This window comes from Microcystis aeruginosa NIES-4325 (assembly GCF_008974145.1).
GTDB classification, from domain to species: domain Bacteria; phylum Cyanobacteriota; class Cyanobacteriia; order Cyanobacteriales; family Microcystaceae; genus Microcystis; species Microcystis aeruginosa_G.
This window is the reverse complement of record NZ_BJKP01000003.1, coordinates 26,839-40,065: the sequence shown is the minus strand read 5'-3', so window position 1 is coordinate 40,065 and position 13,227 is coordinate 26,839. Positions and strand designations below refer to the sequence as shown.

13 protein-coding genes are annotated in these 13,227 nt (G+C 42.1%); 8 read left to right on the top strand and 5 right to left on the bottom strand.

The annotated features are described in order from the left end of the window. Positions 1-57: 57 nt before the first annotated feature. Positions 58-1,044, bottom strand: a complete 987-nt coding sequence (locus MiAbW_RS02275) for a succinate dehydrogenase/fumarate reductase iron-sulfur subunit (RefSeq protein WP_151694754.1) — start codon at positions 1,042-1,044, stop codon at positions 58-60. Between the two features lie 531 nt (positions 1,045-1,575). Here MiAbW_RS02275 and MiAbW_RS02270 point away from each other — a divergent pair. After that, a complete protein-coding gene (locus tag MiAbW_RS02270; protein WP_151694753.1) occupies positions 1,576-1,962 on the top strand; it encodes an AbrB family transcriptional regulator in 387 nt (128 codons plus the stop codon). 364 nt (positions 1,963-2,326) lie between these two features. Further along, the gene (locus tag MiAbW_RS02265; RefSeq protein WP_151694752.1) at positions 2,327-3,121 is read left to right on the top strand and encodes a CPBP family intramembrane glutamic endopeptidase; all 795 of its coding nucleotides are present in this window, start codon (positions 2,327-2,329) and stop codon (positions 3,119-3,121) included. On the opposite strand, the gene MiAbW_RS02260 is transcribed toward MiAbW_RS02265, so the two are convergent. Further along, positions 3,104-3,901, bottom strand: coding sequence for a Tab2/Atab2 family RNA-binding protein (locus tag MiAbW_RS02260; RefSeq protein WP_151694751.1), 798 nt, complete (start codon positions 3,899-3,901; stop codon positions 3,104-3,106). The two genes, MiAbW_RS02265 and MiAbW_RS02260, sit on opposite strands and share 18 nt — an antisense overlap. Positions 3,902-4,051: 150 nt before the next feature. On the opposite strand from MiAbW_RS02260, the gene rimM reads away from it, so the two are divergent. The 4 genes from rimM to MiAbW_RS02240 all read left to right on the top strand — a co-directional run bounded on the left by rimM (position 4,052) and on the right by MiAbW_RS02240 (position 6,771). Beyond that, a complete protein-coding gene (rimM, locus tag MiAbW_RS02255) occupies positions 4,052-4,630 on the top strand; it encodes a ribosome maturation factor RimM (protein ID WP_151694750.1) in 579 nt (192 codons plus the stop codon). 273 nt (positions 4,631-4,903) lie between these two features. Beyond that, positions 4,904-5,683 carry an ABC transporter permease gene (locus MiAbW_RS02250; RefSeq protein ID WP_151694749.1) on the top strand — a complete coding sequence of 260 codons (780 nt, stop codon included), beginning with the start codon at positions 4,904-4,906 and terminating at the stop codon, positions 5,681-5,683. Between the two features lie 64 nt (positions 5,684-5,747). Next, entirely contained in the window at positions 5,748-6,212 is a 465-nt protein-coding gene (locus MiAbW_RS02245; protein ID WP_151694748.1) for a hypothetical protein, read from the top strand. 64 nt (positions 6,213-6,276) lie between these two features. Next, on the top strand, positions 6,277-6,771 hold the full coding sequence (locus tag MiAbW_RS02240) for a hypothetical protein (protein ID WP_151694861.1): 495 nt from the start codon (positions 6,277-6,279) through the stop codon (positions 6,769-6,771). Positions 6,772-6,943: 172 nt separating this feature from the next. Here MiAbW_RS02240 and MiAbW_RS02235 read toward each other — a convergent pair whose 3' ends face one another. Then, positions 6,944-8,725 carry a hypothetical protein gene (locus MiAbW_RS02235; RefSeq protein ID WP_238707176.1) on the bottom strand — a complete coding sequence of 594 codons (1,782 nt, stop codon included), beginning with the start codon at positions 8,723-8,725 and terminating at the stop codon, positions 6,944-6,946. Positions 8,726-9,097: 372 nt separating this feature from the next. Beyond that, entirely contained in the window at positions 9,098-10,738 is a 1,641-nt protein-coding gene (gene cimA / locus MiAbW_RS02230) for a citramalate synthase (RefSeq protein ID WP_151694747.1), read from the bottom strand. A 62-nt stretch (positions 10,739-10,800) separates the two neighbouring features. On the opposite strand from cimA, the gene MiAbW_RS02225 reads away from it, so the two are divergent. Both MiAbW_RS02225 and MiAbW_RS02220 read left to right on the top strand, forming a co-directional pair. After that, positions 10,801-11,136, top strand: a complete 336-nt coding sequence (locus MiAbW_RS02225) for a 2Fe-2S iron-sulfur cluster-binding protein (RefSeq protein WP_151694746.1) — start codon at positions 10,801-10,803, stop codon at positions 11,134-11,136. Between the two features lie 101 nt (positions 11,137-11,237). Continuing rightward, complete coding sequence (locus MiAbW_RS02220) at positions 11,238-11,783, top strand: hypothetical protein (RefSeq protein WP_151694745.1); 546 nt, start codon at positions 11,238-11,240, stop codon at positions 11,781-11,783. Here the strand turns inward: MiAbW_RS02220 and sds are convergent. After that, complete coding sequence (gene sds, locus MiAbW_RS02215; protein ID WP_151694744.1) at positions 11,780-12,751, bottom strand: solanesyl diphosphate synthase; 972 nt, start codon at positions 12,749-12,751, stop codon at positions 11,780-11,782. The genes MiAbW_RS02220 and sds overlap by 4 nt on opposite strands. Between the last annotated feature and the right edge of the window lie 476 nt (positions 12,752-13,227).

Below are 13,227 nucleotides of genomic sequence, written 5' to 3'. Positions count from 1 at the left end.
TAATGAGTTCTCCAGTCATATAGAATATAGATCATAATCATCTCAAAATTACTCTAACTATCGAGAGCGAGAATTTTGAATGGCAGTAATTAAACCTCTCACTTCCTCGGTTCCCTCGGAAGCTTCAAAGGAAGTGGGAAATTTACCCTTAGCAATCATCCGCAATCCCAAGGGAGCAATACTTAATAAACCCTGTAAATCGCGCCAATAATTGCCCAGCACATAGAGGCCGAATTGGCGTTCATCCACCCATCCCCCTGCTTTGACTAATTCCACTAAAACTTTCCGGTGACGAATGGGACGACTACTATCGGCCGACTTGCGAGCGAGTATTTCCTGTTTAATTTTACCGATCTGATCCATAGGAGCCACTTCCATAGGACAAACCGCATTACAGAAATAGCAACGGGTACAACCCCAAACCCCTGCGGTGCCTTGGTTATAAAGTTCTAGGCGACCTTCTTGATTACCATCGCGGGAATCTGCTAGGGTGCGCTGCGCTTTTGCTAAAGCGTGGGGCCCGACAAAATCGGGATTGACTTGCTTGGCGTTACATTCCGAATAACAGGCCCCGCACATAATGCAGTTACCCATCTGATTGAGATTGGCTCTTTCTTCTGGAGTTTGCAGAAATTCTCGTTCGGGAATGGTGCGTGCTTGACTACTGATATAAGGTTCAACCCTTTCTAAATCGTCCCAAAACGGTTGCATATTGACGATTAAATCCCGGATAATCGGTAAATTACCCAGAGGGGCGATCGTGATTTCGGGAATTTCTCCGGCATCTTTTTGGCCACAATGGTTTAATTCACTGGCGATATTTTGTTGACAAGCCAAGGCCGAACGACCGTTAATTTTCATCGCACAGCTGCCACAAATTGTATTGCGGCAATTTTTACGAAAGGCCAAAGTTCCATCAAGTTCCCATTTGATGCGATTAAGGCAGTCGAGAATTGTATTTCCTGCCTCCACCTCTAGGGTAAAATTTTCTAGGTAGGGGATGTCGTTGGGGCGTTGACGCAGAATTTTAAAATAAACTTCCATACTCGGCACGGGGATGAGGGACTCCTAATACTCAGGATAATCGATGTTAACGGGCCAAAGGGGAGCTAGTAATGGTAATTAATCCTTAAGATTTGCCCTGGTCGGTTGAGCCAAGGGGTGGGTATCTAGGCCTAATGATAGATGGGCAAGTCGCTCGAAAACAGTTTAATCACCCCGGATTTACTGCTCTGGGTCATTACTTTTTTGCCAACTCCAACCACAAGTATAGTTTCTCAATTCCTTGCTAGGTATAGCTTAATCCATTTTATGTCCTTACTTTCTCCTCCTGTTTTCCTCGCACCCGACCAAAAATTGCGAGAGTCTTGACCAAAAATTTCCTCTCCCCCACAAGGTTTACACTTACTACCTAGTCTGGGGTCTTCTTAGCACGATTGTCATCACCGAACCATCAGTTTTAAAAAATTTATTATTCCCCTCTAGACATTTTTGGCAAGATTTTTGGTATGATCAATTTGTCAGTGTAAACTTAATTGACAGTCACTAAAAAATCAAGGGACATTAAAAAGTACCATGAGTGATATCTCTCCTACTCCCCTAACCGGGAAAGCTCTACTTCAAAAAGTCAAAGAGTTATCCCACTTACCCCGTCGCGAAACGGCAAAACGTTGTGGTTACTACTCCCAAAGTAAAGATGGCCAAGTTCGGGTCAATTTAACCGACTTTTACGATGCTGTTTTGGGTGCAAAAGGGGTTCCCCTCGATCCCGACGGCGCTAAAGATGGCCGCGGTCGCGAACCCACTTTCCGGGTTAGTGTCCACAAAAATGGTCAAATCGTCATCGGTTCCACCTATACCGAACAAATGAACTTGCAGCCCGGCGATGAGTTTGAAATCAAACTTGGCTACAAGCACATCCACCTCAAACAAACGGAATCAGAAGAATCGGTAGAAGCTTAAATAGGTTACGGAGTAGGGATAGGGATAAAAAAAATCGGCAGTCAAAAGGGCTAGTTTTGACAAGACCGACCAAAAAGACAATATAGATTCTTACCCCTAATTCTAACCCTTGACCGCCTCTTTCATCAACTTGAGGGGGTTTCCCTAAGCACTTTTTCTTCTTTTTGGCAACCCCCTAGAGATAGATTTTTGCTGGAGCTAGGCTTTACCAGGGCAAAGTTCCACAGTTATTTTATCCCTAGAGGGTTTGTTGTTTTAGCTATCAGGAGACAGGCGGCGGTCGGCACGAGATTATTTTTATTTATTCTTCCCACACCCCACACCCCACACCCCACACCCCCACTTCCGTAGCACCTAATTGACAATGGACATGGCTGCCTTAATAAAAATTATTATTTTCCTGTTAGCCTGGTTAATTCTCTGGCTGCCGATTGCCATTGGTTTAGGGAGTCGTTTGGGATGGCAACCGCTGCAAGGGACAAAACCTGACCAAAAATTGCCCTTAGTGGCCTCTCTTTACGTTTTGGCTCCCTTAATTATCTGGGGATTATTCAAGATAGAGGGGAGCAGCCTCGATAATTACGGATTAATTTGGTCATTTTCCCTATTTATCTCCCTAACTAAAGGATTAATCTTGGCAGTGGTGGGATTAGGGATAATTTTTTTCCTAGAGGGGATTTTAACATGGGTACACTGGCAGCCAAAAAACCTAACTCGCGCTTTTGCCTTGAGTTTACCCCTGTTGATAGTGGCCCTCTGGGTGGGTATTATCGAGGAATTAATCTTTAGGGGCATCTTTTTGAGCCAATTAAGCCAAGAATACGGTTTTTGGATGGCGGGAGCCATTTCTAGCCTAATTTTTGCCCTGTTGCATCTGCTTTGGGAACGTCAGCAAACTCTGCCGCAACTACCCGGTTTATTTCTGATGGGGATGGTTCTGGTCTGGGCGCGGGCGATCGATCATGGTAGTTTAGGATTAGCTTGGGGACTTCATAGCGGTTGGGTGTGGGGATTAGCCTTGCTAGACAGTGCCGAATTGATGTCTTACAGCGATTCTGGGTTAGTTTGGGTTAAAGGTATCTATAACCAACCTTTAGCGGGTTTAGCGGGTATTCTTTGCCTCTTGGGGACAGCTTGGGGGTTAAACTTGTTTCAGTAGCCAAAAGCTGGTAAAAGTGCGACCGGAATCGTCTGGTTGTATGAGAAGAAAGTGCAAACCTTGGCTTTCCTGTTTGGTTGCTTGATAAACATTGGCTGCCAGGGCCACTTCTTCATCTTCGTAGGTCAGAAAAATCCAACGTTCATTTAGTCCCGATTCCAAGACTAAACCGCCCGATCGCCCCGTTTCTGTGGGAATATGATCGATAAATACTGGGTTAATTTCCTCTATCCAACGAGCGATCGCAAGAGATTTTTTACCCCCGGTAATAACCACACCTGGGATCATTAAAGTAGAGGCTAAACCTAATTTTAAAGGAGAAAAGGCCTCTGGTAGGGAAAGAATCGGTATTCGGCGATCGCCAAAAAAGTCAACTAAATCAACGGCGGGAAAACGAGCAAAACGCCACTCTTGACCTAAAAATTGGTCTGGTAGGGGTTGTGGTGGAGTAGAGTCGATATTTATAGAGATTTGCCGCAATTCTAGCTGTTTTTTCATGGCGTTAACGTGACGGGTTAACTCGATTTTGATCTGTAAATTTTGACCAGCTAGGAGAAATAAATTGGCGCATTGGGGGCGAAAAACTTGGATAATTTCCGGGCAGGAGACTTGACAAGCTTGCTGTAACTGTTGGGTTAACCAGTCGCTATTAGCTTGGGATTGGGGACAGGAATTTTCATAGATAAGATGACCGAGAGGATCGAAAATTAACAATTGCCAGACTGTGCTAAGAGAAGAAGAAGATGAAGATTTATAAAAATCCGCTTGCCAAATAGTCATAATTCAGTAAAAAGTCACCAGTAAAAAGTCAAAAAATGGTCAGGAGTAGAGGTCAACTAAAAATTTTACCTTACCAAGACTTTAAAAATCTAGGAGCGAGGCAAAAAAGGCTATATACTAGGGAAAGCTATAGCAAAAAATGTCAAGACAATGGAAGAAAATTGGCTAGAAATTGGGACAATAGTAGCACCCCAGGGACTGGAGGGAGAATTGCGAGTTTTATCGGTGTCAGATTTTCCCGAACGTTTTCAGAAGCCCGGTATTAGGGGAATACAAGGATCACAAGGGGGAGAAATCCGAGAAATTACTCTGCTCAGGGGACGTGAGCTACCGGGCAAAAATGTTTATGTTATCAAGTTAGAGGGGGTTGAAAATCGGGAACAGGCCGAGGCTTTGCGCGGATATAAATTATGGGCGAATAAACTAGAAAAACCTCGCCTAAAAGCGGATGAATATCATGTTAGTGAGCTAGTAAACTTAGAAGTTTATCATCACCTGACAGGAGAAAAAATCGGGGTTGTAGTAGATATTTTCTGGGCGGGTAATGATATTTTAGCAGTGCAACTAGAAGCAAATCTCGCCTCTGTCAAGAAAAAAAGTCCATCCTCCGACTCAGGGGTCCGGGCCCTAGTCCCCTTCGTCAAAGAAATTGTGCCACTGGTGGATCTGAAAGCGGCACGCATCGAAATTGCGCCACCACCGGGGTTATTAGAGATCAATTTATCCTAGACTTATTAATTTAATGATGGCGGATTGGGACGGTTATGCAGTTTGAGGACAACCACAACAAAACCAAGGGGTCAGCTGCCTGCAAAGATAAGGGAACACTGGAACAGTAAGGATTAGCTGCTTTTTTAGCTAACGTAACAATACCTAATACCTAGTTATCGCTACGCACTGCTAACCAACCGCGACAATTTTTGATTTTGAGGGTAGATCTACTTTTACCCTGGAAATGGGTAATCTCAAAAGGAAAGACAGATATTATTTTGATGAAAGGCTATGGGTATCAGCATCCTGAGAATCTGGGCAATCGCAGCTAATGGTTTTCGCGAGGTTATTCGTGATCGCATTCTTTACTTTATCGGGTTTTTTGCCTTGTTGATGGCCTTCGCTTGGCGTTTATTACCAGAAATTGCGGTGGGAACCCATCAGAAAATCTTTCTTGACCTGGGATTAGCCGCTATCGGATTATTAGGGGTAATTGTCGCGGTTTTTGTGGGTACAGGGCTAATTAATAAGGAAATTGACAAGAGAACTATTTTAGTTTTGATTCCTAAACCCCTGAGTCGGGCCGAATTTATCCTTGGTAAACACTTGGGGTTGTCCGGGGTTTTAGCGGTGATGTTGGGGGTAATGTTGGTGATTTACCTGGTGATGTTGCTGGGGATGAAAGTATCTTTTCAAGCTTTACCCCTGATTGTCTCGGTTTTCTATCTCGGTTTGGAATTAATTCTCATTGCGGCCGTGGCGATCGCTTTTGGAGTATTTACCAGTTCGATTTTAGCCACGTTAATGACTTTTGGGGTCTATCTCATGGGTCACATCAGCAAAGATCTGATCCAATTGGGTATAATCAGCAAAAATGCCAATATTCTCGCTATCACTAAAAATATTTATCTAATTCTCCCAGATTTGGAGAGATTAAATTTTAGAAACGAGGCCGTTTATGGTTTGCTGCCTAGTGCTGATGTCTTAATCGGTAATGCCCTCTACAGTCTCGTTTATACTGGTCTATTATTGGGTATCTCCATCCTCATCTTTTCACGACGACAATTTTAAATGGCCTTGCTGAATCAAGGGATGAATGTCATCGCCATCGATTAGTTTATAGACATGATTAGCCATGAAATTAAAGGCACAACTGCATATTTTAAGTCGAGAAGCGGTCAATTACGGACTGGCAACCGTAGTCATGGAAGAAGCGGTTAATCCTGTCCTTGCAGCTTTTGCTAGACAGTTAAAACATTTACAATACTATGTAGTTCAGAATAGCCAAGGTGATTGGTTACTAACCACCTTAGCTCATCGGCAGCAGCCTCAGCAAGAAAAAAGGGTAATCTATGCCTTTGCTACGGAAAAAATGGCCATATCTGCTCAAAATACCCCCAATTCACCCCTATCAACGCTCCTGATTCCCGTAACCCATCTTTTATTCCAATTATTTGCCGTAGAAAAAGTAGATAGTATTATTTTTCTGGAAAATGCCCACACCTCTCAAACAGGAAAAGAAATCTCCCGGACCCAATTAAAGGCTAATATTGAAAAACAACTGCAAAAACTAGGGACAATTCCTTATAATCTTGCTTAATTAGTTATCAATAGGGAAAAGTTAATTATCTGCAATGGCCTTTTTTACTCGTACTCACATTACCATGACCGAGCCAACCCGATTAAACTATCACGATAGCTATTCTTGTCCCGTCTGTCGCCATGGTAAAATCGCCACTTTACCACTCATGGAGGCCTATGCTTGTAACTTTTGTCAACACATTTTTACTGCCAATTTAGAACAACAGGTTTTAAAAATGGCCGATAGTCAATTACCCTTAACTTGGTATTGGAATGGTAAGTATTGGCAGGGTTTACCGAGAGAAGGAATGGAGATGGCAGGTTTCTACTTAATTATCGGTTTAGGATTTGTGATTTTTCCCACAGCAATTGTGGCTACGGGGGCCTATCTTTTTCCTCCAATCGAGGGTAGTCCTCTGTCATGGGTGCCTCTATTTTGGTCGATTTTAACCTTTATTTGCCATGCTATTTGTTTACTCTGGTTAATTATCGAATATTATCAGTTTCCCGTTAATATGTATCTGCGCGCCTTGGCTCGTCGTTGGCAAAATTCGGTCGTCACTAGATTATTATCCTAGGGGTTATTTAACTGCTCCAAAGTCTGACTACAAAAATTTGCTCCCTCTAAATTTTGCTTGTTAAGAGGGTACTTAGATTCAATCCGTAATTTGCCCAGAGAGAATTGGGATAAAAGAGTGATTAAAGACGGCAAAAACTTAATCAGAAAGGATAAATTTTCCTCGACATTGACTAACCTGAAAAAGGTTGAAAATAATTGACAGATTTTTTATTGTTAGGAGTGATTAAATAATCGTACAAATGTCCTTTCTCGAAAGAATCTAGAGTTGAATTAGTCAGGGGTTTAAAGGAGAATTTCTTAGTCCCGACAACAATTGGAGTAGTTGTGCGAACAAGTTTCCCATCCTTTTCCTGTAACAAAATAATTTGCGAAGTTTTAACTTGTCGAGGCGATTCCCAAGGGTAATAAAAGGACAGCAATCCATTTTCGTTATTTAAAGCCATTTCTCTATTGGCAGGTATTTTTTGCTGCCAATCAGGATTGAGCCTATATAGTTTAGGAACGTTTTTCCATTGCCAAGGGAATTGATAAAGTTGACCGACTACACTGGGCATCGACCAAGCAAAAGGATGGATTTGTTCACCCCAAGGAAGAAGAGCATCAACAAGAATAACAGTTCCATCAGTTAAATCTGGAGCCAAGTGTATGACATCTGTCCAAAAGGCTCGTTGATACTGCCAACTGCGCTGATAGTCTTGCTGTACCATGATCCCAAAACCGATCAATAATGCAAAGAATGCCGCTAAAATAGCAGCGGCAAGATTCTTGAGTCGATATCGATTAGCTAGTAATGAGATAGCCGAACAGGCACAAGCAACTATAATAGATGCTCCGATTGCTGCTGCTACATGAACCCGTGAAGCTCGACCACTAATTTCTGTGGCAAGTTCTGTCAAAGTAAGAGGATAGGCTAGAATTAACAAAATAAATCCAACTAAAGTTAGTTTAGTCAAATGCTGAAAATAATTAAAATTTTCCGAACAAGAGACTGAGTTTTGACTAGAAACATTTTGGCGATATGGTGCAAAATCTAGCCTTGATAATACCCATAGGAATCCAGCCAAACAAAAAGAAATTAATATTATCAATTCACCCTTTGATTGCAGTAGGTATAATAAAGCTTGAAAGGGACGATAAAAAAACATACTTATGGAAATGAAAAGTCCATAAATTTGATTACTTAATGACCATCTAATGGTGGAAATAAAGTCTGGATTTTTAATCACTCCCACCCCACCAATAGAGAGTTTTCTGATGATAACAATAGAGATAATCATCCCTCCTAGAATTATAATATGTCTCAGTAATTCTCTTCTGAGCTTAAGATTCCATTGCCTTTGGAGGAGAGGCACTGCTAAAAATACTGGAAAAATTGTTTCGTAACAGAGTAGACTTCCAAGAATAAACCCATAAGATAATATTTTTTTGTTGGATAGATAACAGTGAGTTGCTGCCAGTAGAAATGTTAAAGATGGTTGAATTCCGAGTGAGTGAGTCAGAAAGGGTTTGGTAGTATCAGCAGGAAATAAACAAAAAGCCAGCGCACCTGTCATGGCAAACAATTGGTTAGCAGACAAGCGTTTTAATAGTAAATAAAAAAGAAAAGTATTAATAGTAAGAATACCGTATCCAATCCAATAGATTGATTGTAATCCCCCTAGTCTGAATCCCAAAAATGACAGTAGATAAATTAACCCATCGTGTAATGGTCGTCCTTGAGAATTGCTAAAATGTAGAATGTAATTACCTATTTCAGCCCAAGCTAGATCAAAGACTTTAGAAACTCTATTATAGTCATCTTCATATAATCCAAAGCTGCCAGAGTAGCAAAAATGAGCGATCCAGATGGTAAGAGCAAGGATGAAAAAGGCTTTTAAGTTAGACCAAGATTTATAATTTGAATTAATCCAATTTTTCAAGACTTTTAGCTTTATCATATAGATTGTTATCATAGAATAAGGACATGATAGCATAAACGTTATGTTATCAGGGTAAGCGCATCTTAACAATCCTTGACAAAATGAACTTTATGTAAGTTACTTACCCAGAGGGCGATTCAGCAATATTTGAGGAGCATTTGCCATCTCAATTGTTAAGCAAAAATCGACCCATTTGGTCGATTTCCTAACTATTCTGATTGACTGGTATCACTTGAAATGCTCACACAGCCAGCGGATCACAAAACTGGCCAATTGTCAATACCTTTTGAGATGCTCTTACCCAGGTTATTTTATCCTGTTTAAAAGGTATAAGGGAGACAGGAGATAGGAGTCAGTAGCTAACTGTTCAGTGAAAACTCAAATCTGATAACTGATAAATGTTCCCTAAATTATCCCCAAAGGACAAAATTGACCCGATAATTCTAGTTGATTGTTTTGCAGCAGATATAAACCGTATTCAATTCCTTCTACTACTGCTTGATAGGAAGCTTCCAAAATATTACTAGACACTCCCACGGTAGTCCATCTTTGTTGACCGTTACTGGACTCGATTAAAACCCTAGTTTTCGCTGCCGTCCCCGAACCACTATCGAGGATTCTCACTTTATAATCGGTCAGGTGAAAGTTAGCAATTTCGGGATAAAATTTCACTAAAGCCTTTCTTAAAGCCCGATCTAAAGCAGCCACAGGCCCGTTACCCTCGGCCACTTCTAATAAATCTTCCTCTTTTACCCGTACTTTAATTGTTGCAATCGCATTACCACTATCCCGCAGCATATCACAATAAACTTGGAATCCTTTTAATTCAAAAAGGTGGCTTCTCTGGCCCAAAGCTTCCCGCATTAATAACTCAAAACTAGCTTCGGCTGCTTCAAATTGATAACCCTCACTTTCCAAGATTTTTAAACGTTCCAATATTTGCCGACAGGTGGGATCATCTTTATTTAAATCGATGCCAAAACTGCGCGCTTTCGCTAAGACATTACTTAATCCCGATTGGTCAGAAATGACGATGCGGCGCTGATTACCGATCGCTTCTGGGTTAATATGTTCGTAGGTGAGGGGATTTTTCGCCACCGCAGAAACGTGAATTCCGCCTTTATGGGCAAAAGCGGAACGTCCGACGAAGGGAGCATGATCATCCGGGGCTAAATTGACCATTTCGCTGATTTTTCTGCTAGTTCCCGTCAATCGGCCTAATTGATTTTTTTCTAGGCAGGAAAAGCCCATTTTTAACTGAAGATTGGGAATTAAAGTACATAAATTGGCGTTGCCGCAGCGTTCCCCATAACCGTTAATTGTGCCTTGAATCATGCGTGCGCCCTCGTTAACTGCCGCTAAGGAGTTAGCTACGGCGGTTCCTGCGTCATTATGGGCATGGATGCCTAATTTAGTCCCATTTTCGTTATCAGGATCGATGCCCAATTGCTCCCGCACTTTCTCAACAATAGGGGCGATTTCTTGGGGTAAAGTGCCACCGTTGGTATCACAAAAAACTAACCATTCAGCCCCGGCATCCCTGGCGGTTTTCAGGGTTAAAAGGGCGTATTCGGGATTATTTTTGTAACCATCAAACCAATGTTCGGCATCATAAATGACTCGTCTTCCCTGACAGCGTAGATACTCGATCGTATCTGCTATCATGGCTAAATTCTCCCCCAGACTGGTTTTTAAGCCCTCTGTGACGTGCAGATCCCAAGATTTGCCGAAAATTGTCACCCAACGGGTTCTAGCGGCGAGAATGGCGGTTAACATCCGATCTTCCCGGGCTTCAATATGGGGGCGACGAGTAGAACAAAAAGCGACTAATTCCGCTTGTTTTAGGGGTTCTTCGTGCATTTTCCAGAAAAATTGACCGTCTCTAGGATTTGCGCCGGGCCAACCGCCTTCGATAAAAGGAATACCCATCCGATCTAATTCTCTGGCGATTTTAATTTTATCTTCTAGGGAGAGGGAAATACCTTCTCGCTGGGCCCCATCCCGGAGAGTAGTGTCATAGACCCAAATGCGCTTACCATTGTTCATAGAAATAGTCAATAAGTGTTAATATTAATTAATAACTGTAGCGACTTAAAATCACGCCCCTAATGCCTAGAATAACAGTTTACGGTCAAACAATCACATGCGATCGAGGTGCAAATCTCCGTCGCATATTATTAAAACATGACATTTCTTTGTATAACGGCGGTTCCAAGTTAATTAATTGTCGCGGCATCGGCAGCTGTGGAACCTGTGCGGTGGCAATTGTTGGCGAAGTTTCTGCTATCAATTGGAAGGAAAAAGCGCGTCTTTCTTTACCTCCCCATAACCCCGATAATAACCGTCGTCTTGCTTGTCAAGTCAAAGTTTTTGGTGATATTGAAGTGACTAAATACGATGGTTTTTGGGGACAAGGAGACGCAGTGAACAATGAGCAGTTTTGAGTTTTCAGTGAACAGTATTAAGTATTAAAGTGTTAAAGTATTAAGTGGCAAGTTCGCAGCCTTCTTTTCACTGATTACTGTTTACTGATTAAGGTTATCAAATGAACGAGACAATAATTTTTCGGATATCACCAATAATTCGGGTAACTTTATTAAGTTTATATGTGGCGTTAACCCTTCCTTTACCCTTTTTAGCAAAAGTCACTAATTCCCCCGTTAGTCCCAATTTTCTCTGGGTAGGAATTAGCTTAGGATTAATCGCTTTATACGGAGCTTTAAGTGAAAGAGTTACTTTATCAGAGACAGGGATACAAGTTAGCTATCCCCAATGGTTTCCCGCTTTTCTTCGCTCTGGTTGGTGGTTAAATTGGACAGATATAAAAGAACTTAAATGTCGCAGTACAGGACAGGGTGGTTTAGTTTATTATTTCCTTGATTGCTCCTCAGAAAAAGCCTATTTATTGCCGATGCGAGTAGCGGGATTTAATCGCATGGTCAAAATAATCGAGGAAAAAACTAACCTGAATATGACTGATATTCGCCCCCTTTCTCAGCCTTGGATGTATGGAATTCTCTTTACTCTCACCCTATTTTTATTATTAGTCGATGCTTGGACTATTGCTACGGCGAGAACTATTATTCCCTAATAAATTCGGCTCAAAACGTAATCCACTAGCTCGATTAAAACATCTTTTGAGGGAGAAGAAGCTAAACAGTCAAGGTGTTTTAATGCACTTTGACCATACTGATTGGCTAACTCTTTTGAGCGATGAATACCTTGGCTAGAGTGAATAAAATCAAGAGCTTTTTCGATGTCTCCTTCCTGACTAAATTCCCGTTCGATTAACAATTCTATATAGGGATTTTCCTCCATAGCAAAGAGAGCGGGAGCGGTGATATTACCACTGATCAAATCGGAGCCAGAGGGTTTTCCTAATACTTCCGTGGGGGAGGTAAAATCGAGAATATCATCGACGATTTGAAAAGCTAATCCTAAATCACGACCATAATTATATAAATGATGATTAACTTCGGCCGATTGCTCGCTTAATACCCCAGCCGCTTTGGCACTGTTGGCAATTAAAGAAGCTGTTTTGTAGTAACTTTTTTCTAGATAAGCTTCTAAAGAGATACTGGTATCAAAGCGATTAATTCCCTGTTGAATTTCCCCTTCAGCAAAATCGCGAATCACTTCCGAGAGCAATTTTACCACTTCTAAATTATCTAAATTAGCTAGATACCAAGAGGATTGAGCAAAGAGGAAATCTCCTGCTAAAACCGCCACGCGATTGTCAAATAAACTGTTAACGGTGGGAACACTGCGGCGCAATTCTGCCTCATCTACCACATCATCATGGACGAGACTGGCAGTGTGGATCATCTCCGTGATTTCCGCTAATCGACGATGACGGGGAGTGATATCCCGGTCTAACATGGTAGCGCGAGATACCAGCAACACGATCGCCGGTCGAACGCGTTTACCACCAGCCTCGAACAAATGTTCTGCTGCCGCCGCTAAAATGGGATGACGAGCGCCGACGAGATTTTTTAAGTTATCGGTCAAAAGACGGAGATCATCGTCAACGGGTGCGAATAAAGAAGTTGTTGGGATCATTGGTTAGCCAATTGGCGAGATAGTTACGAAAGTTTACATATCCTTACATTTATTTTAAGCTAACCGTCCAGACTAGGGAAGGGGAAGCATCAGTGATCAGTGATCAGTGATCAGTGATCAGTGATCAGTGATCAGTAATCAGTAATCAGTGATCAGTAATCAGTAAACAGTGAGGGGTTGGGGTTTTAGGGTTTTAGGGTTTTAGGGGTTGGGGTTTTAGGGTTTTAGGGTTTTAGTTGAAATTTCCCCACTTCCCCCCACACCCCACTTCCCCACTTCCCCACTTCCCCACCTCCCCACTTCCCCACCTCCCCACACCCGACACCCCACACCCGACACCCCACACCCGACACCCGACACCCGACACCCGACACCCGACACCCCACTTCCCACACCCCACTTCCCTGGTTCCTAATCTTTTTCCCGACAAAACTCTTGTCATTGTCAAGACTCTAGGGTAACTTGTATATAAAAAT